18 protein-coding genes are annotated in these 24111 nt (G+C 42.6%); 11 read left to right on the forward strand and 7 right to left on the reverse strand.

The genetic code is table 11. From position 1 onward, the window contains the following. Window positions 1-74: 74 nt before the first annotated feature. From H9X96_RS14405 to H9X96_RS14435, 7 genes are all read left to right on the forward strand, one after another. A complete protein-coding gene (locus H9X96_RS14405; RefSeq protein WP_187666962.1) occupies window positions 75-1235 on the forward strand; it encodes an iron-containing alcohol dehydrogenase in 1161 nt (386 codons plus the stop codon). 237 nt (window positions 1236-1472) lie between these two features. Continuing rightward, on the forward strand, window positions 1473-2156 hold the full coding sequence (locus H9X96_RS14410) for a response regulator transcription factor (protein ID WP_187666963.1): 684 nt from the start codon (window positions 1473-1475) through the stop codon (window positions 2154-2156). A gap of 38 nt (window positions 2157-2194) precedes the next feature. Then, complete coding sequence (locus tag H9X96_RS14415) at window positions 2195-3562, forward strand: ATP-binding protein (protein ID WP_187666964.1); 1368 nt, start codon at window positions 2195-2197, stop codon at window positions 3560-3562. A gap of 251 nt (window positions 3563-3813) precedes the next feature. Further along, window positions 3814-4524: an MgtC/SapB family protein gene (locus H9X96_RS14420; protein ID WP_187666965.1), complete on the forward strand. Its 711-nt coding sequence runs from the start codon at window positions 3814-3816 to the stop codon at window positions 4522-4524. Next, the gene (gene mgtA / locus H9X96_RS14425) at window positions 4521-7205 is read left to right on the forward strand and encodes a magnesium-translocating P-type ATPase (RefSeq protein ID WP_222943907.1); all 2685 of its coding nucleotides are present in this window, start codon (window positions 4521-4523) and stop codon (window positions 7203-7205) included. Before H9X96_RS14420 ends, mgtA begins: the two co-directional genes overlap by 4 nt. 118 nt (window positions 7206-7323) lie before the next feature. Then, window positions 7324-8430, forward strand: coding sequence for an efflux RND transporter periplasmic adaptor subunit (locus H9X96_RS14430; RefSeq protein ID WP_187666966.1), 1107 nt, complete (start codon window positions 7324-7326; stop codon window positions 8428-8430). Between the two features lie 30 nt (window positions 8431-8460). Further along, on the forward strand, window positions 8461-12840 hold the full coding sequence (locus H9X96_RS14435) for a CusA/CzcA family heavy metal efflux RND transporter (protein WP_187666967.1): 4380 nt from the start codon (window positions 8461-8463) through the stop codon (window positions 12838-12840). Between the two features lie 44 nt (window positions 12841-12884). Here the strand turns inward: H9X96_RS14435 and cls are convergent, their stop codons facing one another. From cls to H9X96_RS23110, 3 genes are all read right to left on the reverse strand, one after another. Next, window positions 12885-14336, reverse strand: coding sequence for a cardiolipin synthase (gene cls / locus H9X96_RS14440; protein ID WP_187666968.1), 1452 nt, complete (start codon window positions 14334-14336; stop codon window positions 12885-12887). A gap of 90 nt (window positions 14337-14426) precedes the next feature. After that, complete coding sequence (locus H9X96_RS23105) at window positions 14427-15311, reverse strand: hypothetical protein (RefSeq protein WP_370576739.1); 885 nt, start codon at window positions 15309-15311, stop codon at window positions 14427-14429. Beyond that, the gene (locus H9X96_RS23110) at window positions 15209-15802 is read right to left on the reverse strand and encodes a cation:proton antiporter (RefSeq protein WP_370576740.1); all 594 of its coding nucleotides are present in this window, start codon (window positions 15800-15802) and stop codon (window positions 15209-15211) included. Before H9X96_RS23110 ends, H9X96_RS23105 begins: the two co-directional genes overlap by 103 nt. A gap of 249 nt (window positions 15803-16051) precedes the next feature. Here H9X96_RS23110 and H9X96_RS14450 point away from each other — a divergent pair, with 249 nt between their 5' ends. Beyond that, the gene (locus tag H9X96_RS14450; RefSeq protein WP_187666969.1) at window positions 16052-16555 is read left to right on the forward strand and encodes a DUF892 family protein; all 504 of its coding nucleotides are present in this window, start codon (window positions 16052-16054) and stop codon (window positions 16553-16555) included. Between the two features lie 192 nt (window positions 16556-16747). Then, window positions 16748-18184, forward strand: a complete 1437-nt coding sequence (locus tag H9X96_RS14455; RefSeq protein ID WP_187666970.1) for a L,D-transpeptidase family protein — start codon at window positions 16748-16750, stop codon at window positions 18182-18184. Window positions 18185-18274: 90 nt separating this feature from the next. On the opposite strand, the gene H9X96_RS14460 is transcribed toward H9X96_RS14455, so the two are convergent. Then, window positions 18275-18847, reverse strand: a complete 573-nt coding sequence (locus tag H9X96_RS14460; RefSeq protein WP_187666971.1) for a DUF4142 domain-containing protein — start codon at window positions 18845-18847, stop codon at window positions 18275-18277. Between the two features lie 249 nt (window positions 18848-19096). On the opposite strand from H9X96_RS14460, the gene H9X96_RS14465 reads away from it, so the two are divergent. Continuing rightward, window positions 19097-20833 carry a GMC family oxidoreductase gene (locus H9X96_RS14465; protein ID WP_187666972.1) on the forward strand — a complete coding sequence of 579 codons (1737 nt, stop codon included), beginning with the start codon at window positions 19097-19099 and terminating at the stop codon, window positions 20831-20833. Window positions 20834-20857: 24 nt separating this feature from the next. After that, a complete protein-coding gene (locus tag H9X96_RS14470; RefSeq protein WP_187666973.1) occupies window positions 20858-21472 on the forward strand; it encodes a gluconate 2-dehydrogenase subunit 3 family protein in 615 nt (204 codons plus the stop codon). 57 nt (window positions 21473-21529) lie between these two features. Here the strand turns inward: H9X96_RS14470 and cobC are convergent, their stop codons facing one another. The 3 genes from cobC to cobT are packed head-to-tail and all read right to left on the reverse strand — an operon-like array spanning window position 21530 to window position 23867. After that, window positions 21530-22096, reverse strand: coding sequence for an alpha-ribazole phosphatase (cobC, locus tag H9X96_RS14475; RefSeq protein ID WP_187666974.1), 567 nt, complete (start codon window positions 22094-22096; stop codon window positions 21530-21532). After that, window positions 22081-22863: an adenosylcobinamide-GDP ribazoletransferase gene (gene cobS, locus H9X96_RS14480; protein WP_187666975.1), complete on the reverse strand. Its 783-nt coding sequence runs from the start codon at window positions 22861-22863 to the stop codon at window positions 22081-22083. Before cobS ends, cobC begins: the two co-directional genes overlap by 16 nt. Beyond that, complete coding sequence (gene cobT / locus H9X96_RS14485) at window positions 22863-23867, reverse strand: nicotinate-nucleotide--dimethylbenzimidazole phosphoribosyltransferase (RefSeq protein ID WP_187666976.1); 1005 nt, start codon at window positions 23865-23867, stop codon at window positions 22863-22865. Before cobT ends, cobS begins: the two co-directional genes overlap by 1 nt. Between the last annotated feature and the right edge of the window lie 244 nt (window positions 23868-24111).

Below are 24111 nucleotides of genomic sequence, written 5' to 3' on the forward strand. Positions count from 1 at the left end.
AGAGAATAATCGTAGAGGAGCGCAGATTTTAAGGCGCTATTTTAGTAATTTATTGATGATATAATCATATTGAGATGTTAAATTTTGAATTCAAAAACCCAACCAAAATCATTTTTGGAAAGGGGGAAATAAAAAAGATAAGTAAAGAAATTCCTACAGGTGCTAAAGTATTGGTGCTTTATGGTGGTGGGAGTATCAAAACCAATGGCGTATACGATCAGGTGATCGATGCACTAAAAGACTTTGAAGTACTGGAGTTCTCAGGAATTCCAGCAAATCCAGAGTATGAGGTTTTGATGCAGGCACTAAAAGTGATCAAAGAGGAAAAGATTACCTATATGCTGGCCGTAGGTGGTGGTTCCGTGATTGATGGGGTGAAATTCCTATCGGCAGCAGCATTGTACGATGGTGATACCCCATGGGACATCCTGACGCAAAATATTAGAACAGAAAAAGGTTTGCCTTTTGCTTCGGTATTGACTTTGCCAGCAACGGGATCAGAAATGAACTCTGGTGCAGTAATTACACGTAAAGAAACTCAGGAAAAACTAGCAATGGGTGGCCCTGGTTTGTTCCCGGAATTTTCAATCCTTGACCCTGAAGTCATCAGGTCTATTCCTAAACGCCAATTAGTAAATGGGGTAACGGATGCATTTACACATGTTTTAGAGCAGTATATGACCTATCCTGCTGGTGCTCATTTACAGGATCGCTTTGCAGAAAGTATTTTGCAAACTTTGATTGAAGTGGGGCCAAAGGTAATTGAAAATCCTGAAGACTATGAGTCTGCAGCCAACTTTATGTGGAGCTGTACGATGGCTTTAAACGGCTTAATTCAAAAAGGAGTACCTACTGACTGGGCTGTCCATGCGATGGGTCATGAGCTCACTGCCTTATTCGGTATTGATCATGCAAGAACGCTGGCCATCATTGCGCCAAGTCATTATCGTTATAACTTCGAAGCGAAGAAAGAAAAACTGGCACAATATGGTCAGCGTGTATGGGGAATTGCCTCAGGCAGTATCGATGATATCGCTAATGCAGCCATTGCCAGAACTGAAGATTTTTTCCATTCTATGGAGATTGAAACGACACTTTCTGAGTATACAGATGATTTTGAAGGAACAGCACAAAAGATCTCAAAACGCTTTACAGAAAGAGGTTGGTTAGGATTAGGGGAACATAAAACGCTTTCTCCATCTGATGTAGAGAAGATTGTAGAAATGAGTTATTAAATTGTAACGAAGTAAAGTATTTTAGCCCCGGTTTATCCGGGGCTTTTTTGTGTAAAAATTTTGACATGCTCTGCGCTTATTGTTCTGATAAAATTGGTATATCCATTCAAAGGAATGCAAAATGTCACCATATTCGTTTTTCTTAAAAATCGTTTAAATGCGGGATTCAGAAATAATTCTGGATATTTGCCATCAGCCTTTTCCTGAAGATTTTCGGGGAAATAAAAAAGCATACGTATGAATCTGTTATTAGTTGAGGATGATCTTCGTGTTTCGGAACTTGTTAAAAGAGGACTGGAAGAGCATGGGTATCAGGTAACGCTGGCTTATGATGGTTTGATGGGCAAAAAATTAATGGTTGCCAATCGTTACGACCTGATCATCACGGATATTGTGCTTCCGCAGCTGAATGGTATTGAACTTTGTCGGGAAATTCGGCAGCTATGGCCAGAACTCCCTATTATCATGTTAACAGCCTTGGGCACTACCGAGGATAAACTGGATGGCTTTGATGCCGGTACAAATGACTATCTGGTGAAGCCTTTCGATTTTCGGGAACTTCATGCCCGTATAAAAGTACTGCTGAGCCATAATGCTGGTGCCTTGCAGGCTCCAATCATCAAATCACTAAAATATGCAGATCTGGAAATGAACCTGCAAACGAATGTAGTGAGTCGTATGGGGGAGGAAATTAACCTGACACCTAAGGAGTTCAAGCTTTTAGAGTATATGCTGCGCAATAAAGAAAGGATTCTGACCCGTACAGAGATCGCCGAAAAGGTTTGGGATACTCATTTTGATACCGGTACTAATTTTATTGATGTGTACATGAACTACCTGAGGAAAAAAATCGATAAGAACTTTGAAAATAAACTGATTCATACGAAGACAGGAATGGGCTTTATTTTTAAAGAAAGCTAAACTCTTGCCCTAATAAACTGCTTTAATCAGCCGATACTGTGAAAATCCGCTATAAACTTACACTTCTTTTTACCCTGCTTTTTACACTGCTCATCTGTGCATTTGCTTTTTTTATCTATTATTCTTCGGCAGAGAATAGAGAAGATGAGTATTATAAACGATTAAAACAACTCGCGATTACCAAAACTAACCTGTTATTGGATGCTAAAGTGGAGCCAGATGTTTTACAGCTGATCTATAAAAATGCACCAAATAATTCATTTCAGGAGGAAGTAGCGGTTTATGATACTTCTTTCCAGCTGTTGTACCATGATGCGGTAGATATTGACAAAATCAAGGAAACCAAGAACATGATCGCCGAGATCGTAGCTAAAGGAGAGATTCAGTTTAACCAGGGACAATTACAGGCGGTTGGCTTTTTGTATCCTTATAAGGGAACCGATTATATAGTTACTGCCGCAGCAAAAGATGAATATGGCCTGGCAAAGTTGAGTCAGCTGCGGTTTATACTGCTGATTTCTGTGCTGGGCAGTGTGGTACTGACCGTTTTTGCAGGTTACCTTTTTGCGCAGCAGGCCTTAAAACATGTCGCAGAAATGGTAGATGAGATCGAAGAAATGACCGCTAATAACCTCGATCAGCGGTTAAAAGTGGAAAATGCCAAAGATGAAATTGGCGAGCTCGCGATCACTTTTAACAGGATGCTGGATAGGATTGAACATTCTTTTGATGCACAAAAGGAGTTTGTATCTCATATTTCTCATGAATTGAGAACACCCTTGGCCACTGTAATTGCTGAATTAGAGATCTCTCAAAATAAAGAGAGAACACCCTTGGAGTACCAAAATGCGATCGCACTGGCTTTAAAGGATGCGAGGAAACTGGCGCGGTTGTCGACCAGTTTATTAGATCTTGCCAACGCCAATTATGATCAAACGGAGATTAGCTTCAAAGAACTGCGTCTGGATGAAGTTTTATTAGATGCTCGAATTGACGTACTGCAACACCAGCCGGAATATAAAGTGAACCTTATTTTTGATCAGGAAGCAGAAGATGACGACTTTATTTCTATCTACGGAAATGAACATTTGCTGAAAATAGCTTTTCTCAATTTGATGGAGAATAATTGTAAGTTCTCTGAAGATAAACAAGCCAATGTTGCGATTTCTTATTATCAGGATAAAACCATGCTCCGTTTTTCTGATCAGGGGATCGGTATTTCCGAACAAGACCGCCTGCGTTTATTTGACCCTTTTTATAGAGGGGATAACCGGTATTATGCAGAAGGAAGCGGTATTGGATTGGCACTTACAAAAAAAATCATCGAATTGCACAATGGAGAAATTTCGGTGATCTCTGAAAAAGGAGAAGGGACTACTTTTATTGTGACCCTGACCCACGTTTAGAAAGCATTTTCGCCTTCATTCGGATACTTTTATCACTTTCGCTCTGGAAGGCATTCTTGCTTTCTAATCACTTTCTAATGATTTTCTAACCTTGCCCTAACGGCTCTTTTCGAGGGCTTCGGGTACTTTTGTGCCATCAAAAAACAAATCGTATGGACAAGCCTCCGTGTTATAAGCCATTAATTATTTACCCTCCCTACTCAGCCTAGTATTTCCGATACTTTCCTGAAAGGGAATCATATCGAAAAGCAATGTTAAGTACACTAGACTTCAGCAGCCGTTTATTATTGGCCCTCAGTTTGGGTGCCGCGATTGGCATAGAACGCCAATGGCACCAGCGTATCGCAGGATTACGTACCAATACCCTTGTGTCTTTGGGTGCCGCGATATTCATTACCCTCGCGGTGAAAATCGGCGGTGATGCCAGTGGCAGAGTCGCTTCTTATATCGTAAGTGGTATCGGCTTCCTCGGTGCCGGTGTGATCATGAAAGATGGAATGAATGTGCGGGGCCTCAATACCGCAGCCACACTCTGGTGTTCAGCCGCGATTGGTGCACTTTCTGGAATGGGCTTTTTTTCGGAAGCCTCCATTGCCACAAGTTTCATCGTACTCGCACATCTCGTTTTGCGTCCTATAGGCCTTAAACTAGGCAAAAACTCATTTTATCCAAAAAGTGAAACTGCTCAAACCGAGTATTTGATTTCCATCAAATGCAAGGAGCAGGTAGAAAATCACATTCGTGTACTATTGCTGCAGCATCTTGGAAATCATGAAAAGCTCATGCTGAGGGCACTCACCAGCAGCGATAACGGTGATCCTGCGAATGCGATCATTACTGCTGAACTGGTTGCGGTCGGAAATCAGGACGAATTAATGGAAAAAATGGTGAGCAGGCTGACGATTGAATCGGAAGTGATGCGTGTAAGCTGGGAATTAACGGGACAACAATCAGAGTTATGAAAAGACTAAAAATGAAATATTCAAAAACAGCTGCTGGTTTTGAGGAGGCAGGAGCAACTAAGTTGAAAAATGTAGCCAGAATAGCCCCAGAGTTCTTTTATCCCGTGCTCAATAGTGATAAAGAAGGTTTGACCGCAGCAGCTGTCGCAGAGAAGAGAAAATTGTTTGGCTGGAATGAAATTGAGCATGAACGGGCATCTTCTTGGTGCGTTCAGCTATTTCAAGCCTTTTTAAACCCTTTTATTGCCGTGTTGTTAATATTGGCTATCGTATCCTTCATTGTGGATGTAGGGCTCGCTGGAGAGGCTGAGCGGGATTATAAAACGGTTATTGTAGTCGGACTAATGGTGGTGTTGAGTTCTTTGCTTCGTTTTTGGCAGGAATTCAGCAGCAACCGGGCTGCGGAAGCGCTGAGGAGTATGGTAAAAACCACGGCTACCGTTTTACGCAGAGAAAATGGTAAAGAAGAAGTGGAACTGAAAGCATTGGTACCTGGCGACCTTGTATTTTTGAGTGCCGGGGATATGGTGCCTGCAGATCTACGCCTTATCCAATCTAAAGATCTTTTTGTAAGTCAGGCAATGCTGACTGGTGAATCTCATCCTTTGGAGAAAAGTGCCGCATTGGTTCCGGATGCTGATGATATATCACCTTTGGAGCTGGATAACATCTGCTTTATGGGAACCAATGTACTGAGCGGTACGGCCGCTGCTATCGTGGTCAATACGGGGAATCTAACCTATTTTGGCGCGGTGGGTGCTGCCATCAGTGGAAAACGTTCGGAAACCAGTTTTGACAAAGGAGTGAATAAGGTGAGCTGGTTATTGATCCGATTTATGCTGGTCATGGTGCCTTTGATTTTTTTAATCAATGGTATCACCAAAGGCGACTGGTTTGAAGCTTTACTTTTCGGCATCGCAATGGCCGTAGGCTTAACACCAGAGATGCTGCCCATGATTGTGACCGCCAATCTGGCCAAAGGTGCGAAAAATATGAGTCGGCATAAAGTGATCGTGAAAAGACTGAATGCCATCCAGAATATTGGGGCTATGGACATGCTTTGTACCGATAAAACCGGGACACTCACTATGGATAAAATCATTTTAGAAAGGCATTTGAATGTTTTTGGGGAAGATGATGACGAAGTACTGAAATGGGCCTACTTAAATAGTTTTCATCAAACGGGACTAAAAAATCTTCTTGATCTGGCCATACTCGAACATTTGGAACTTCATGATTATTTGAAGGTTGCGGAAGATTATCATAAAGTAGATGAGATTCCTTTCGATTTTCAGCGGAGGAGAATGAGTGTGATTTTAGAGCAGCAGAATGGAAAGCAGCTGCTGATCTGTAAAGGAGCAGTTGAAGAAATGCTGGATTTGTGTTCCCATGCTTTTGAACCTGGTGAAAATCACCAGCTGCACCTGGAAAAGGATGCAGTGGTCCTGATGGATGAGCAGATGCGCCATACGGTGCTACGAACTTCCAGAAAACTAAATGAAGATGGGCTGAGGGTATTATTGGTGGCGATAAAGGAATATGAACCGCGTCCTTCGAATTATGGTGTTAGGGATGAAAATAGGATGATTTTAACTGGATTCATTGGCTTTTTAGATCCTGCTAAACCATCTGCAAGGCCCGCAATTGAAGGATTACAAGAGCTGGGGATTACGGTTAAAGTACTGACCGGAGATAATGATGTAGTGACTAGAAAGATCTGTAAAGAAGTGGGAATTCCATTCCAGCAAGTATTATTGGGGCATGAGCTGGAGCAGATGGGGGAGGAGGAGCTTTCTGCTAAGTTGCAGGACACCAGTATCTTTGCGAAATTAAGCCCTGTTCAAAAGTCGAGGATTGTTCGTTTGTTACAAGCAAAGGGCCATACCGTAGGTTTTATGGGAGATGGGATCAATGATGCCGCCGCCTTAAAAGTTGCGGACGTAGGTATTTCTGTAGACACTGCGGTAGATATAGCGAAAGAAAGCGCCGACATTATCTTGCTGGAAAAAGACCTTATGGTGCTTCGGAAAGGGGTGATTTATGGGCGTATAACTTTTGGAAACATCATTAAATACATCAAAATGACAGCCAGCAGTAATTTTGGCAATATGTTCAGCATGTTGGGTGCAAGTGCTTTTCTGCCTTTCTTGCCGATGCTGCCCATCCATTTGCTGATTCAAAATCTGCTGTATGACGTTTCACAGATTTCTATCCCATGGGACCGTATGGATGAAGAGTTTTTGAAGAAACCACAGAACTGGGACGCTGGAGGGATCAGCAAGTTTATGGTCTTTATCGGGCCGATCAGTTCAATTTTTGACTATGCCACATTCGCTGTAATGTTTTATGTATTTAAGGCGAATAGTCCGGCACACCAGACGTTGTTTCAAACGGGTTGGTTTGTAGAAGGATTACTGTCGCAGACACTGATTGTACACATGATCAGAACCCGTAAAATTCCATTTATTCAAAGCTGGGCAACAGCTCCGGTGATTGCGCTAACTACGCTGATAATGCTAGTCGGAATCGCGATCCCTTTCACGCCTTTTGCAGGAGTTTTGAAATTAACGCCCCTACCGCTGAGCTATTTTCCATGGCTGTTTGGGATCCTTTTAAGCTATTGCCTTTTCACACAGTATATCAAAAATTTGTTTATTAAAAGGTTTAGTCAATGGTTGTAAGTGTCTGATTATTTGTTAAATAAAAAATTAGAAATTTTACTGTTTAGTCATTGTAAACAGTGAGTTTCTCATTTTATGTGTTGAAAATCTTCCTGAAATAAATATTAAAAAAAAGAACATGAAACATTTGATTTTGAGCAGCAGTTTATTGCTGCTCCTGGCTTCCTGTGCTCAAAAAAAAGAGGCCGAGCCGATCGAAAATTACCATTTGCAGGGAGATACGCTGGTACTTCCTGCACTGTCAAAACTAAATGATTTACTGCAGTTGGATACGGCAGCTGAAGCTCCTTTTCAAATGGAAATTACCAGTGTGGGCAAGGTAAAAGCCATCCCTAATTTCTATGCAGCAGTTGCCAGTCCTTTTTCTGGGCGTCTGCTTCGGGTTTTCATAAAACTAGGGATGAAAGTGAGTCCGGGAACGCCGCTATTTGAATTGGCATCGCCCGATTTTATTGAACTCCAGCAACGTTTTTTTAGTACAAAAGCGCAGTTGAAAAAGGCAGGACTGGATTTAAAACGTCAAACTGATCTTTTTAGAAATGAAGTGTCTTCTGTTAAAGATTTAGAAGAGGTTAAACAGGTTTATGATCTGATTTTAAGTGAGTACAAAAATTTAGTAGAAGGCTTAAAAGTGTATCATGTTTCCGCGGATCAATTGAAAATAGGACAGTCACTAGTAATCCGTTCTCCGATTAATGGCGAGGTGATTCAGAATGATCTGGTGACCGGAGATTATCTGAATACGGAATCAGGAGCACAGGTTAAAATAGCGGAATTGAGCCGGGTGTATGTCGCCGCGCAGGTCAAGGAAAAAGACATCCGTTTTGTTCATATGGGAGAGGAGGTGACCCTGGAAGTTACGGCTTATCCTGGCCGAAAAATCAAGGGGAAGGTGGGGCATATTGCACAGATCCTGGATGAGGAAAGCAGAAGTATTCAGGTGCTCATTGAATGTGAAAACCCTGGTGCTGCCTTAAAACCGGAAATGTATGCGAAGATCAGCTTTAAAGGAAAACCAGTAAATGCGCTGTTTGTGCCTGAACAGGCCGTGTTGCAGCAAAATGACAGCAGTTTCGTGTTTCTGCAGACTGAAAAAGGACACTTTGTGCGAAAAACAGTGGAAACAGGAGGCCAGCATCGGGGAAAGCAGATGATCACGAAGGGCTTAAATGTAGGTGACGTGTTGGTTGCTGCAGGTGCTTTTTATCTTCTCGAAGCTAAATAAATAAGGAAAGCCTGATTAAAAAGATACTTTATGAAAAATATGCTACTGATTTCTATACAAAAACACTGGCTGATGCTGGCGCTTTTTATGATGCTGAGCTTGCTTGGTTATTATTCCTGGACAAAATTGGCGCTGGAAGCCTATCCTGACATTGCAGATGTGACCTCTCAAGTGGTGACACAGGTGCCTGGTCTTGCAGCAGAAGAAGTGGAACAGCAGATCACTATCCCCGTAGAACGGGCTTTAAATGGGATGCCGGGCATGGAGGTGATGCGGAGTAAAAGCACCTTTGGTCTTTCTATGGTGACCATTGTTTTTAAAGATGGGACCAATGATTATTTTGCAAGAAACCGCATCGAAGAACGTTTAAAAGAGCTGTCTTTGCCTTACGGAGCTATACCTGGATTGGATCCCCTGACTTCCCCAACCGGTGAAATCTACCGATATATCATCGAGGGTAAGCAGGAGGATCTGCGGAAGCTGACCGATTTGCAGAACTGGGTCATTATACCCAGGTTGAAACAGGTTTCCGGTGTGGCAGATGTGACTAATTTTGGCGGAATTACCACGCAATACCAGGTGGAACTTGATCCTGCGAAGCTGGATCAGTATCATTTGAGTACCCTGGACGTCGAAGAAGCGATTCAAAAAAACAATGCAAATGCAGGTGGAAGTACCTTAAATGTAGGTGAGCAGGGGTATGTCGTGCGCGGGATCGGCCTGATTCAGCACCTGGAAGATATGGGCAGGATTGTGATTAAAACGGAAAAGGGCGTACCTGTCCTGGTGAGTGATCTCGGCGATTTAAAATACGGAAACTTAGAGCGCAAAGGGATCCTGGGTTATACCGATCGCAGCAGAAATTACAGTGAAAGCCTGGAAGGGATAGTGTTGCTTTTAAAAGGAGAAAACCCCTCTGAAGTGCTCAAAGGAGTACATAAAGCAGTGGAGGAGCTCAATAATGGCCTTTTGCCGGAAGGAGTAGTGATCCATCCTTTTCTAGACCGTACAGATTTGGTGAATACCACTTTAAAGACCGTTTCACATACCTTGATCGAGGGGATGGTATTGGTGATAGTCGTTTTGATTGTATTTCTTGGCAGCTGGAGGGCTGCTTTATTGGTGGCCATTACCATTCCCATTTCCCTGTTGATCGCTTTTATTCTGATGAAGCTCACTGATATTCCCGCCAATTTATTGTCGCTGGGTGCGATCGATTTTGGGATTCTGGTAGATGGCGCCATTGTGATGATGGAAACAATTTTGAAAAAAAGAGAGTCCGATCCGGAAGCAGCACTAAAAGAAAAATCAATCGCTAAAAGAGCAATGAAAGTGGCAAAGCCGATCATTTTTTCAACCCTGATCATCATTACTGCTTACCTGCCTTTGTTTGCTTTTGAGCGGGTAGAAAAGAAACTATTTACGCCTATGGCTTTCACCATTGCTTATGCTTTGCTCGCAGCCTTGGCGGTTGCGCTGGTCTTAATTCCAGGACTAGCCTACCTGACTTATCGTAAGCCACAAAAGCTATATCAGAATAAATGGCTGGAGAAATTGACTAATCAGTATGAGCGGATCCTCAATCGGATCATGATGTCTCCAAGACGCGTTTTCTTGCCTTTGTTCCTGGTTTTATGTGCCGGAATCGCTTTAAGTGTTACTGTAGGTAAGGATTTTCTTCCAGTTTTAGATGAGGGTTCTATATGGCTGCAGGTTCAGCTTCCTCCGGGAGTTACGCTGGACAAGGCGAGAGAGAGGAGTGACACGCTTAGAAATCGGACAATGCAGCATCCTGAGGTAAGTTATATGATGGTTCAGGCGGGAAGAAATGACGATGGTACGGATCCTTTTACCGCTTCACATTTTGAATGTTCTATTGGTTTACAGCCCTACAGCCAATGGCCAGCTGGAAAAACAAAGGAGGATTTGATTGCTGAATTGTCCAAAACCTACAAAGCCATGCCGGGCTATACCGTTGGTTTTGCACAGCCGATGATTGACGGTGTAATGGATAAAATTTCCGGTGCACATAGTGAATTGGTTGTCAAAATTTATGGATCGGATTTTAAAGAAAGCAGAAGGATTGCAGAAGATGTGATGCGGATTTTGAAAAGCGTAAATGGGGCCGTGGATGTGGCCATAGACCAGGAACCTGCGCTGCCACAGCTGCAGATCATTGCTGATCGGGAAAAGATGGCCCAATTTGGATTAAATACTGCAGAAGTGAGTACACTGATAGAAGTTGCTATAGGTGGAAAAGCAATTTCTGAGGTATTTATTGGCGACCGTGTATTTGAAGTGGTTTGCCGTTATAAAGCCGACAGCAGGGATAGTCCGGAGAAGATTGGAAACCTGATGCTCAGTAATGCTCAGGGTGCCAAAATCCCACTTTCTCAAGTTGCAGAGGTGAAGTTGAATACTGGGGAAAGTACGATTACAAGAGAAGAAAATCAACGGCACCTGACCGTAAAATTGAATGTGCGGAACGTAGATTTAGGGACTTTATTGAAGGATGCCCGTGCTAAAATTGATAAACAATTGAAGTACGATGAAAGTAAATTCAGGATGGAATGGGGCGGACAGTTTGAAAACCAAAGCCGCGCTTATTCCAGGCTGGCCGTTATTGTACCCCTGGCACTAGCCTTGATGTTTCTGCTGCTGTATGCTGCCTTTGGCAAGTTTCATCAGGCTGCATTGATTTTGGGAATGGTGCCATTGGCGCTATTTGGCGGTATGCTAGCCTTGAATGTTAGGGGGATGACGCTGAATGTTTCTTCAGCAGTGGGTTTTATTGCCCTGTTTGGCCTGGCCATACAGAATGGCGTACTCATGATGACGCATATCAATCAACTTCGTGAAAAAAGTTTGGCCCTTGAAATTGCCGTAATGGAAGGGGCAAGGCATCGATTCAGACCGATTCTGATGACTGCTACAGTAGCCATACTTGGACTCTTGCCTGCTTCTCTTGCTACAGGAATTGGCTCTGATGTGCAGCGTCCTTTAGCCACAGTGATTGTTTATGGTTTGCTTTTCTCTACTGGAATTAACCTGTTTGCAGTCCCGGCCTTGTATTATCTCCTGGAACGTAAAGCGGAAAGCCGGACTCAGCGGAGTAAAACCGGGGCTAAGCGTCTTGTGGTATTGCTGTTCATTTCTGTTTTTTCAGGCTTTGCTGGAAATGCCCATGCCCAGGTAGATACTACTTTTAACCCGCATGAAATCACTTATCCAGCCTTTTTGAAAATGGTAAGCCAGCAAAATATTGGCTATGCGGCGGCACAATTCAATGTGAGTATTGCCACTGCGGATGCACTGAGTGCAAAGGTGTTTCCTGATCCGGAATTTAATCTTAGTGCTGGTGACCAGCGGGAAGGGGGACTAAGAAAGGGCTTTGAACTCATTTCAGGTATTAGTTATCAGCTGGAACTTGCTGGAAAGCGTAAAGCAAGAGTTAAGCTGGCCAATGGAGAACGGAGGCTTTCGGAGCTGTCGGCGAACGATTATTTCAGGCAGCTAAGGATGGAAGCCACTGTGGCCTATCTGAAAGCAATGAAGGAATATCGCTTATTGCAGGTCAAAACTAATGGTTATCAAATGATGAAACAGCTGAGCAGGGCAGATAGTCTCCGGTTAAAATCTGGGGCCATTCCAGGTTTGGATGTTCGGCAGTCTCGCCTGGAAGCCAGCTCTCAATTGAACGAGGTTTACCAGCAGGAAGCGGATTGGAAGGCAAGCCTGATACAGCTCGAGCAGTTGGCGGGAGCGAAAAAGGAAGCCTTGCCTTTCCAGCCTGCAGGAGACTTTTTGAAGTTTGAAAGAGAATTCCAATTGCCTGCACTGATTCTGGAGGCTCAGCAACGGCGTTCTGATGCGCTGGTGGCAGCGCAGGAGATCAATCAATCCCAATACTCATTTCGTTTAGCAAAGTCGCTCAGAACGCCTGATTTGGGTTTATCATTAAATGCGACGGCAAATACTGTAGCTCCGAATTTGAAAGATCCTGGCCTTCCTTCTGGTACCATCTCATTTGGAATGAGTATTCCCTTGAAATTTTCTAACCAGAACAAAGGGGCATTACGCAGTGCGGATTATAAAGTACAGCAGGCAGTGCTGAAATATCAGCAGGTTGAAATGCAGATCCAGACCGAAGTTAGTCAGGCTTATCATCAATATATGAGCAGTCGGAAACAGGTGCTGCAATATACCTCAGGTATGCTGAATGATGCACAAAAGGTGCTTGACGGTCGTATCTATAGTTACAAACGAGGGGGAAGCAGTTTCGTAGAGGTATTAATTGCCCAGCGGACTTTCAATGAGGTTCAGCAAAGTTACCTGGAAATACTTTATGGAAATGCCATCGCATTGCTGGAATTGGAGCAAGCTGCAGGGATTTGGGATATTGATTTTTAATTGTAATGGCGGTAGCTCTGGATCATTTCAAAGCTGATGCTGCGCTACAAGAGCGGAGAGAGCAGGCGGGCTATTTTTTCGGGCAGCTGTACCCAGGCAGATCTGGCGGTCCAGACGCTCGGATCAATGAGTTTTGAAACCTCGAGATCCTCTTCAAAAACGGCTTTCAGCTGCTTTGCAATTCCATCGTCATACACCACTGTATTTACTTCAAAGTTAAGTTCAAAGCTGCGTTCATCCATATTTGCGGTGCCAATAAAAGAAAGCTTTTCATCGATCACCATGGTTTTTGCATGGATAAAGCCCTTTTGATATTGATAAATTTCTACCCCAACATCCAGTAATTCCTGGTAATAAGATCTTGCTGCGGCGGACACCCAAATAGAATCTGATTGGAAAGGGACAAGCAGTTTAATCTTAACCCCACTTAAGGCGGCCACATAAAGTGCATCCAGTAAGCTGATCCCAGGAATGAAATAAGGACTGGTGATTAAAATCTCCTGATCGGCCATTCCAATGGCCTGAATTAGGTTCAATAATATCGTTGGATGGTCAGAATCAGGACCACTGGCGGCAATTTGCAAATCTACTTTACCCTCTGGATTTTCCTGGAGATTGAAAAAATCAGGCTCTATTTCTAAATCTTCTCCGGCACAAAAGTTCCAGTCGGAGATGAAAAGATGCTGCAGGTAGTGTACGCCGGTTCCCTTAATTTTTAAATGGGTATCTCTCCAGAATAATTTGTCATTATACTTTGGATCATTGATGTAGCGGTCGCTGATATTGATCCCTCCGGTAAATGCGATGTTTCCGTCGATGATGATGATCTTTCTGTGGTTCCGGTAATTGAGGCGGTTGGCCAGGGCAATAAAGATCACTTTGTAAAAAGGAAAAGCATGAACGCCGGCTTTTTTAAGCGCTGGAACTAACTTTTTCCGTATCGACCGGCTGCCAAAATCATCATAGATAAAGCGAACCTGCACGCCCGACAATGCTTTTTCAATTAAGATATCTTTGATCTCATTGCCAATTTTTTCATCTTCAAAAATGTAATATTCTAAATGGATATGGTGTTTGGCTTCTCTTAAGGCTTGTAATACTTCCGGAAATTTCTGCTCTCCATTGATCAGCAGTTTCACTTCATTGTTCCCGGTTAAGCCGCTTGTATTGCTATTTAAGAGGAGCTGAGCCAATTTTTTAAACTTTTGAAATGAAGGATTCATTTCTTCAATGGTTTTTTCTGAACTCTTCATGATTCTGGAGGTCACCTTTTGCAGCTGGATTTCATCAGAGATGATCTTCTTATTGTAGATCTTCCTGACCCGGTAATTGATGCCAAAAGAAAAGTAGATGATTACACCAATAACGGGTAAGAAAACGGCCAGGAGCAGGTAAGCGAGTGTTTTGCTGACCGATCTGGTATCATAGATGATGCGAAGGCAAACGGCAATGATGAAGAGCACATAAGCAATTTCAAGAACAAGAATCCATTTCATAAAAAAGGGCAATTTACATTACAGACCGAAAAATGGTCATTTTGTTTGATTGATACTAAAATTTATTCGGTCTGAATGAATTAAAAATAACTACAAGATTTTTGCTTCATCTAAATCCAGCTGGTTCTCCTGTTTGCGAATCTGTTCATCGCTAAATGTTTTCTCCTTCCGCAGCTGATATAATTCCTTGCGCTGTACACTATAAATATCCATCAGCACAGCATGGTAACGCGTAATTTCTTCTATTTCAGTGGTGTCACATTCCAGCGATTCCAATTGCTGATTGGTGATGGAAATGTCGCTTTCCAGCTGTTTCTTTAAAAATCTAATCAGTTCATTTTCTTTCATATCAGGGCTGAACTTCTCCTTTAATCTCTTTAAAGCAGCCTGCATCAGTCTTAAACGAATTCCGGCTTCCTGTTCGCCCTCTGGCGGAAAGTCTTCAATATCTTTGATTCCAATCCATTTAATGACCAGTGGTAAAGTCAGTCCCTGAAAAACCAAAGTCACCAGGATGACGATAAAAGTGATGAACAGAATGAGGCTGCGGTGTGGAAAAGCTTCTCCATTGTTCAGCAGCAAAGGAATGGAAAGTGCAGAAGCTAAGGATACCACGCCTCTCATGCCAGCCCATCCTACAATGACAGCACCTTTCCATAATGGATTCACAGGATCCGCCCGTTTCGTTTTTCCTAACCAGGCGGGGATATACGTAATGAGCAGGGTGTACAATAGGCGAATAATAATGATGGTGATGCTGATGATCAAGCCATAATTTATGGCTTGTGTAATGGAATAATTTTCCAGATTTTTCATGATGACCGGTAGCTCCAGTCCGATGAGGATAAACACCAATCCATTTAAAACGTAAGCTAACGTAGCCCAAACACTGATCGCCTGAATTCGGGAAGCGCTGTGGGACAGGATTTCATGGGAGCGGTAAGAAAGAAATAGTCCGCCGGCAACCACCGCCATGACTCCTGAAAAATGGAAATGTTCCGCGCCCATAAACTTTCACCTTCCAGAACGGTAGTCAGCCTTTTTGGTATTTTGATGTGTTTTAAAACAGAGTTTGCGGCAACAGCATCAGGAGGAGAGATGATGCCGCCCAATAGAAAACCCATGGCTAGAGTAAAACCCGGAATCATGGCTGTGGAGACAAAAGCGATAATAATTGAAGTGAAAAATACGAGACCAAATGCCAGCATGGCTATAGGTATTCGCCATTTCCAGAAATCATTCCAGGAAGTATACCAGGCAGATTCGTAAAGTAAGGGAGGCAGAAAAATAAGAAAAACCAGTTCTGGTTCGATCTCAATTTTTGGGATTCCTGGAATAAAACTGATTCCCAAGCCGGCAATCACCAAGAATATAGGATAAGAGATTTTAAGCTTTTGCGCAAGCATAGTTAGCATAAACACGGCAAAAAGCAGTGTCAGCACCAGGAGCAGAGTTTCAGTAAACATAGGTAGGTTGTTATTATTCAGACATCTGGTCTGAATCTACCTCAATATAAGTAAAAATCTATATTCACTTTTTGACCTTTTTACTTGCTTTTTTTGAATATTTAGCCATAATCTGAATATTAATGTTCCTGCTCATAAAAACAATCGATTAAATAATCGGTTTTTCTGAGTATGTGGTTTGTTAGTATATGTTTTAAATTCAGTGCTTTACTTGTCTTTGGTTGAAAAATTGACGAAATTTAAATGGTCATGAAAGAGTTTGGAAACAGAATTGGTTTGGAAGATTTCTTCCTTGATGGGCTGGAGGATATTTATGATGCAGAAAGAAAATTTATGAAATGTTTCGCTGCATTAGGGATTGCAGCCGGGCATGAAGTATTGAAAGAGGTCCTCGTATTCAATATCAATATTACAGAAAAGCACCTTGGGCATTTAAAGGCCATTTTAGTGCGGTTCAATCGGGACGGTAGTAAGGGTAAATGTGAAATTGTGGGGTGTTTAACAGAGAAAGCATCTGCAATGATCAGAGATATGGAGACCGGATCGCCATTAAGGGATGTTGCGCTGATAGGTTTGGTTCAGATCATTCAGCACTATAAAATTGCTTCCTATGGAAACCTGATGTCTTTAGCTACTGAAATGGACCACCAGAAAGTTAAAATATTAATCGAAGAATGCCTTCAGGACGAAAAAAGAACCGATTTGTACCTTTCAGAAATTGCCAGAAATTATATAAATCCATCAGCAAAATAACATACTTCTAATTTTTTTATCTTTTTTACTAAAGATTGGAAACAATAGAAATGATCTGGTGTTAAATATTTACATCTATCTATGTTAAAGCGTATTGTGTTAGATATTGAGGGGAGGGTAAGACTTTTTTTATTATTCCTGGGAATAGGTTTTTTGTCTGCATGCGCAATAAAACGTCCTAATGGATCCACTATGGTAGAAAAATACGGTCAGGATCAACAGGGAATTGTGAATTCTGAGCTTCAGAAAAGCCGGTTGCAGCAGGAAAATAGGTTGCAGCAGGAAAGTTTGAAACTCCGAAACGATTCCGCCAGGGTTTTTAAGCAACTATTAGAAGCCAATCGCCAGCTGACTGATCATCCCCAATGGCTGGACAGTATCTATCATCATCATCTTTATAAACCTTTCCTGATCACTCAGCCCGGTAAGGCCCCTTTAGAAATAGTAGAATATCTGCGGAAATCTGTGCTTCATGGCTTGGATACTAATTATTTCTACCTGAATGCGATTGGACCTTTGGTTAGGGAGATGAAGCAGCAAGAGCTGGGATCACCAGCTTTGAAATATCGGGAACAACTGAAACTGGAAATGCTGATGGCTTCGGCCTTGCTCAAATATAGCGAGGCGATGCAATATGGGATGATCCGTCCCGATAGCCTTGATAAAAACTACTTCATCACCACACAGGCACCAGACCGTTCAAAAATAATGACAGTATTTGACACTCCAGATCTTTTGGCTTTCTTAGACAGTATACAGCCCTCATCTGCAGCTTACCTTGCTTTGCAAAAGGCTTTGAAAACAGGGAAGGGGACGATAAATAGAAATAAGGAGGATGCTGCAATGACGATTAAATTAAATATGGAACGTCTGCGCTGGAAGAATCAGCCTGATGCCCAGAAATATGTATGGGTCAATATTCCTGATTTTACCTTGAATGTCATAGAAAAAGGAAGGTCCACATTGGAAATGAAAGTCTGCGTGGGAGAGGGGCGTACAGATACAGATACAGGTACTAAAGAAACCCCTCAACTAAATAGCATGATTTACAGTGTTCAGGTCAATCCAATATGGAACATCCCTGCCAGTATTGCCAGAAAGGAGATTTCTAAGTATGCAAATAATGATCCTTATTACCTCAGCAACAATGATATCGATGTATATAAAGCTGGAAAACGGATTTCTTCCCCGGAAAGGATAGACTGGGCAAATGCAGATATATCACAATTCACCTTTAAACAGCGTCCGGGAGAACAAAATTCTCTAGGGAAAATCAAGTTTATCTTCAACAACAATAGCAGTGTTTACCTTCATGATACGCCGGCCAGATCTGCTTTTAAGAAAAAAGGAAGAGCCATCAGCCACGGTTGTGTGCGGGTAGAAAAACCGATGGAACTGGCATTGGCCTTATTTGGTCCTGGAAAAACCTTTGACCAGATTAAAAGAGCTATGGAACGTTCTTATCCAAGAGCAAAGTATATCGGACTGCCAGCAAAAGTGCCAGTTTACCTGACTTATATTACTGCCTGGGTAGATGATCAGCATATCCTGCAAATTAGAAACGACATTTATGGATTAGATGACTTGCTGTACAAAGAGATGAAAGCCCGGGAGATAATTGCAGAATAAAAAAATCCTTTCCCTGGCCCTTGTCATCAAAAATAGGCCCCAGAAAGGATTTAAGATAAGCTTGATTTGGTTACTTATTGATGCGATTACTTAATAACCTGCATTGCCATTGATTTCGCCTGCACGTTTAAAATGACGCTCCGACATTCTTAAAGCTTTGGTAGAAAAATTCCTGATTTTAACGTCACCGGCTACACTGGCCGCTTTATAAAGGTCCATTGCAGCCGCGTTGTCCTTAATCATCATACCTATATAATGTTTTTCAAAGGCCGCAACCTCCATGTTTTTGAGCTCTTCTATATGTTTTAAATCTACTGCTGGCAGTTTAGGAGGCAAGGCCATACTTTTGCTGGCCGCCAGTGCTTTTAGGTCTGTTAGGGTTTTAGTCTGATCTTTTACAATGACTTCTGCAAATCTTTTGATCAGTTTATTGGTAGATTTCTGTGCGGCCAGTTTCCCTAATTCCAGCTGCATCATGGCGTCAATTGCTGCCTCCTGCATAAAAGCGGAAATATCTCCACCTCTGTCGACTGTTGCCGTATCCGGAACCGTCTGAGCAATGGTAGAATCAGTAGTAGAGGCGTTGATGTTTTCAGTGTTCCGGCAGGCGGATAAGGAAATCACCCCCAGTGTAAAAATCGCAAATAGATGTTTGTTTTTCATGGGTTTTGATTTATCGTTTAACGTTAGTCTAATTACAAATCTGGAACTGAAATGTTTTGAGTAACTGAGTTTTTCAGCTTGTAAGGAAGGGGCAAGAGGCAGGAATCCAGAGGTCTGATCCTGATTTTCCTTGTATTTTTTTGTTTACATATTGATGATCCAGCTTATTAAGATTCATTCTTGATTCAGCTATTTGCATATTTAGTGATATTTTAATAATATTAGATCATCAACCATTCAACCAAATATATGAGTGAATTTCAAATCAAAAAATCGTCTGAGGTCTACGATGTAGTTATCGTAGGGTCGGGAGCAGGCGGAGGTATGGCCGGATATGTATTGGCCCATGCCGGTCAAAAAGTACTAATGCTAGAAGCTGGTGCTTATTTCGACCCAAGAATCGACGCACAACAGTTAAAATGGCCATGGGAATCCCCAAGACGCGGCGCAGGAACAACTAGACCTTTTGGCGATTTTGACGCCTCGTATGGCGGTTGGGAATTAGATGGCGAACCGTATACGCAGAAATCTGGAACCGAATTTGCCTGGTTCAGGTCTAGAATGCTTGGTGGGAGAACCAATCATTGGGGAAGAATTTCTTTGAGAATGGGGCCTTTAGATTTTAAATGTAAGGATGGACTTACCGACGACTGGCCTATTACGTATGAAGAGCTAAAACCTTTTTATGACCGAATAGACCGCCTTCTTGGTATCTATGGTTCTGTAGAAGGGATCGAAAATGAACCAGATGGAATCTTCATGGCTCCTCCAAAACCAAGGTTAAATGAGCTGTTCATAAAAAAAGCAGGAGAAAAAACCGGAGTAACGGTTATTCCAGGTAGGGGATCTGTTTTAACAGAGGCTTTGCCGGGTAATAAAGATCGTGCACCTTGTTTCTACTGCGGACAATGCGGACGCAGCTGTAAAGTATATGGTGATTTCTCTTCCTCTTCGTGTTTAGTGATTCCAGCAGTGAAAACCGGAAATTTAACCGTAATCACTAATGCAATGGTTAGGGAAGTGCTGACGGATAAAAATGGATTGGCTACCGGTGTTTCTTACATCAATAAAAAAGATGGTATGGAATATCAGGTAAATGCTAAAACGGTGATTCTCGGTGCGAGTGCCTGTGAGTCTGCACGTATCCTATTGAATTCTAAATCTGTGGCTCACCCAGGTGGATTGGCCAATGGAAGCGGTGTGGTAGGTAAATACCTGCATGATTCAACCGGTGCGAGCTTAAGTGGTTTCTTACCGCAGCTGATGGACCGCAAGCGTTACAATGAAGATGGTGTAGGTAGTGTACACATTTATTCGCCTTGGTGGTTAGATAATAAAAAACTGGATTTCCCTCGTGGTTATCATATTGAATATTGGGGTGGCATGGGTATGCCAGCTTATGGCTTTGGCGGCGGTACTGCTACCTTAAATGGTATGGTGCCGGGCAGAGACGGTAAAATGAAAGAAGCTGGAGGTTACGGAGCTTCACTGAAAGACGATTATAGACGTTTTTACGGAGCTTCAGTAGGTATGGCCGGTAGAGGAACTGCTATCGCCAGAGAATCCAACTATTGCGAGATAGACCCTAAAGTGGTGGATAAATATGGTATTCCTGTATTAAGATTCAACTATAAATGGGCCGATGAAGAGGTGAAACAGGCGAAACACATGCAGGAGACCTTCCAGTCGATGATGCATGCGATGGGCGCAATCATTACTTCTGGTATTCCTGGTCCGGAAACCAATTACGGTTTAGAGGCTCCAGGAAAGATCATCCATGAAGTGGGAACGATCAGAATGGGGGATGATCCTAAGAAATCAGCATTGAATAAATGGTGTCAGGCACATGAATGTAAAAACTTATTCGTGGTAGATGCAGCGCCTTTTGTTCAGCAAGGAGATAAAAATGCAACCTGGACCATTCTTGCACTTTCTATGAGAACTGCGGAATATATCCTGGATCAAAAGAAAAAACAAAATATTTAATCTGTTTAAAGCGAGATAAAAATTATGAACAGACGTGATTCGTTAAAAGTCTTAGGACTTACCGCCATAAGTTCGGCAGTACTATTGGACGCTTGTAAACCAGGCGAGCCTAAAGTAGCCGGAGTTCCTGAAGAAGGTGCTCCCGCAGGAAGAGAAGAATGGGAAGTACTCAGAGATAAGACGCTGATGGAGGAGAAGTTCTTTTCGGCGCATGAGATGGCTACTATCGCTGTGCTTTCTGATATCATCATCCCTAAAGATGATAAGTCTGGAAGCGCTACGGATGCTAAAGTGCCAGACTTTATTGAGTTTATTGTGAAAGATATGCCGGAACATAAAACACCAATGAGAGGTGGATTGAGGTGGTTAGATCTTCAATGTTTAAACCGTTGGGAGAAACCATTCAAAGACGCTTCTGCCGCGCAGCAAATTGAAATGGTCGACCAGATTGCTTATCCTAAGAAAGCAAAACCAGGAATGGAACAAGGGGTAGCCTTCTTTAACCTGATGAGAAGCTTGACGGCCTCAGGGTTTTATACCACTGAAATGGGTATTAAAGATATCGGTTATGTAGGAAACGTTCCTAATAAATGGGAAGGTGTGCCTGCAGATGTATTAAAGCAATATGGATTTGCCTAAAAAAGCAAACTGCTGATGGTGGAGAATCCCTTAGCTGTTATGGCTAAGGGATTTTTTTTAGATATTGGTTTTTTTTAGCTGATCAAATGCTTTATCCGCATTCAGGCTAAATACCAGGCCATCCCCGTAATCTACGGGGATTTTGAATATATTTTGAAGGGGAATATCCAGCAGGTACGCCCAGATACAGCGGATTACCCCGGCATGGGTGACAATTGCTGCCTTTTTAAAATCCTGTTTCCTGAGCAGATCCATGAATTCCTGTACCCTTTTGAAAAGTATAGCCAGGCTTTCTCCGTTTGGCGCTTTGCTATCGACAAAATCGGCCATCCAGATGCCTAATGCCTGTTGATCCATATCGTTCCATGGTTGCTGTTCCCAATCTCCGAAGTTCATTTCCATTAACGCCTGATCGTATTCCAGCTCTAAACCCTTAATCTGTGAGGCTAATCGCTGGCAACGGCTGGAAGGACTGCTGTAGATTTTATCAAAATCCTGGGGCAGTTTCTTGCTCAAAATTTGAATGTCCTGTTCCGCAGATGCGGCCAAAGGGACATCAGATTGCCCATAACAGATACCTTTAGGTATGGCTACAGCCGTATGGCGGATTACATAAACTTCCATATCACCAAAAAGGTTAACAGGCTAATTACTTCTGCAAATTGTTCTACGGCCCCCAGACAATCACCGGTATAACCATCCAGCCATTTGTTAAAGTACCGCTGACTGATCACATAAAGCAGGATTAAGGGAGGCAATACAAAAATGAATTGCCACTGAATGGCTGTCAGCACAGCTAAAGGGGCAAGCCCGAACACATAAGCACCAATCACCTCTTTAAAAGAGTAGGATTTGGCGATAGGCTTGGATTTACTGCTTTCATCCTCACGGGAGTATTTCGAAGTAAAAGTGATTTGGATGGCCGTTAGTCGGGCAAGGGAATGATAAGTGATGAAAACCAGGAGCAGGAGGTAAGGGGAGGATAAATGTCCTGCTACCTTTTGCAAGGCCAGGTATTTTAGGCCAAACAAAAAGATCAAAGCAACTACGCCATAAGTGCCCAGGCGACTGTCTTTCATGATGTCCAGGATTTTTGACTTGGTCCATCCTCCGCCAAATCCATCAAAAACATCTGCAAAACCATCTTCATGAAAGGATCCTGTAATGTAGACCCCTGCGGCCAGCGATAAAATGACGCCGATTTCCAGACCAAATAAGAAATTGCTGAGCCAAAATACAAGGAAGGAAAGCCCGCCAACAAGCCATCCGATCAAAGGAAAGTATCGGGTAGATTTGTTCATGTACTCCGGGTTATGGTCTACCCATTTCGGACAAGGCAATTGCGTATAAAACATCATTGCCGTAAAGAATATGCGAAGCTCTTCTTTCATTAGGCTTCTTTTGAGGAAACGCCGGAGCTTTCAAAGCTGGCCATTTGATTTAAAAAAAGTACGGCACTTTGGATCAGGGGATAGGCTACTGCACATCCCGTACCTTCGCCAAGTCGCATGTTTAAGCTTAATATTGGATCTGCATGTAAATATTTCAGCAATTGACGGTGACCGGTTTCGTCGGATAAATGGCAAAAGATCGCGTTGTTCTGCAGCAATGGATTGATCATGACTGCAGCCAGGTAAGCGGCTGTTGCAATAAATCCATCTACCATAATCAGCATATTGTTTTCATAAGCGGCCAGCATTGCACCGGTAATGTGGGCAATTTCAAAGCCACCGTAAGTCTGCAATACGGCTACCGGATCCGCCGAACGGCCATGCCGCAATTCACATTGCTTTAAGATATTGATCTTATGGGCAAATTGCTCGTCGTTTAATGCCGTACCTCTTCCTACGCAGCTTTCAATGGGCAACCCGCAAAGATTACTCATCATCATGGTGGCCGCAGAAGTGTTCCCAATCCCCATTTCGCCAAATCCGATGATGTTACAGCCGCCGGTATGCAGGTTGTTCACAATCTTTTCTGCCTGACTAAGGCAGCTTTCCAGCTCCTGAATGTTCATGGCTCGTTCGTCCAGGAAGTTTTTAGTGCCTTTTTCTACTTTGGCCTGGATCAGTTTTTTATGGGGCTCAAATTTGAACTTCACACCTGTATCCACTACTAAAAGATCGATCTGGTGCTGCTTACAAAACACGTTGATGGCTGCCCCTTCGTTTAAGAAATTCATTACCATTTGGTAAGTGACTTCCTGAGGATAAGCGCTTACACCGGCATTGGCGATACCATGATCACCGGCAAACACCACAATTGTGGGTTTGGTCAATTCCGGGCTTAGCGTATTTTGTACGGTTCCTATTTGTTGGGCAAGCAGTTCTAACTTACCTAATGCGCCTTGCGGTTTAGTCTTTAAATCTATTTTTTGTTGAAGTTCTTCCTTCATATACTGGGTTGAGCTTATTTTGAATAAATGCAGCCACCTCGGTAGAGACTGGCTTACAGGGGCTGAAATTAATCATATTACTTGTTAAAATTGATAAATCAGGGAGAGTTGTTTTTTCGAACACAGCAATCTGGACATTTGTGTCTGTACCTGGTTGAACTTTCTGGCTTCCGACTTGTTAAAGTTTTTAATGGAACACCTCCTCATTCGTATCCGATGTGGTTGCGATGCTTGAAATTTTGCA

Source organism: Pedobacter sp. N36a, assembly GCF_014472395.1.
In the GTDB taxonomy this organism is placed as follows: Bacteria; Bacteroidota; Bacteroidia; order Sphingobacteriales; family Sphingobacteriaceae; genus Pedobacter.

Excerpts from the sequence above, each read along its gene's own strand:
- H9X96_RS14405 (WP_187666962.1), top strand. The coding sequence starts at position 75 with ATGTTAAATTTTGAATTCAAAAACCCAACCAAAATCATTTTTGGAAAG.
- H9X96_RS14410 (WP_187666963.1), top strand. The coding sequence starts at position 1,473 with ATGAATCTGTTATTAGTTGAGGATGATCTTCGTGTTTCGGAACTTGTT.
- H9X96_RS14420 (WP_187666965.1), top strand. The coding sequence starts at position 3,814 with ATGTTAAGTACACTAGACTTCAGCAGCCGTTTATTATTGGCCCTCAGT.
- mgtA (WP_222943907.1), top strand. The coding sequence starts at position 4,521 with ATGAAAAGACTAAAAATGAAATATTCAAAAACAGCTGCTGGTTTTGAG.
- H9X96_RS14430 (WP_187666966.1), top strand. The coding sequence starts at position 7,324 with ATGAAACATTTGATTTTGAGCAGCAGTTTATTGCTGCTCCTGGCTTCC.
- H9X96_RS14435 (WP_187666967.1), top strand. The coding sequence starts at position 8,461 with ATGAAAAATATGCTACTGATTTCTATACAAAAACACTGGCTGATGCTG.
- cls (WP_187666968.1), bottom strand. The coding sequence starts at position 14,336 with ATGAAATGGATTCTTGTTCTTGAAATTGCTTATGTGCTCTTCATCATT.
- H9X96_RS23105 (WP_370576739.1), bottom strand. The coding sequence starts at position 15,311 with ATGGCGGTGGTTGCCGGCGGACTATTTCTTTCTTACCGCTCCCATGAA.
- H9X96_RS23110 (WP_370576740.1), bottom strand. The coding sequence starts at position 15,802 with ATGTTTACTGAAACTCTGCTCCTGGTGCTGACACTGCTTTTTGCCGTG.
- H9X96_RS14450 (WP_187666969.1), top strand. The coding sequence starts at position 16,052 with ATGAAAGAGTTTGGAAACAGAATTGGTTTGGAAGATTTCTTCCTTGAT.
- H9X96_RS14455 (WP_187666970.1), top strand. The coding sequence starts at position 16,748 with ATGGTAGAAAAATACGGTCAGGATCAACAGGGAATTGTGAATTCTGAG.
- H9X96_RS14460 (WP_187666971.1), bottom strand. The coding sequence starts at position 18,847 with ATGAAAAACAAACATCTATTTGCGATTTTTACACTGGGGGTGATTTCC.
- H9X96_RS14465 (WP_187666972.1), top strand. The coding sequence starts at position 19,097 with ATGAGTGAATTTCAAATCAAAAAATCGTCTGAGGTCTACGATGTAGTT.
- H9X96_RS14470 (WP_187666973.1), top strand. The coding sequence starts at position 20,858 with ATGAACAGACGTGATTCGTTAAAAGTCTTAGGACTTACCGCCATAAGT.
- cobC (WP_187666974.1), bottom strand. The coding sequence starts at position 22,096 with ATGGAAGTTTATGTAATCCGCCATACGGCTGTAGCCATACCTAAAGGT.
- cobS (WP_187666975.1), bottom strand. The coding sequence starts at position 22,863 with ATGAAAGAAGAGCTTCGCATATTCTTTACGGCAATGATGTTTTATACG.
- cobT (WP_187666976.1), bottom strand. The coding sequence starts at position 23,867 with ATGAAGGAAGAACTTCAACAAAAAATAGATTTAAAGACTAAACCGCAA.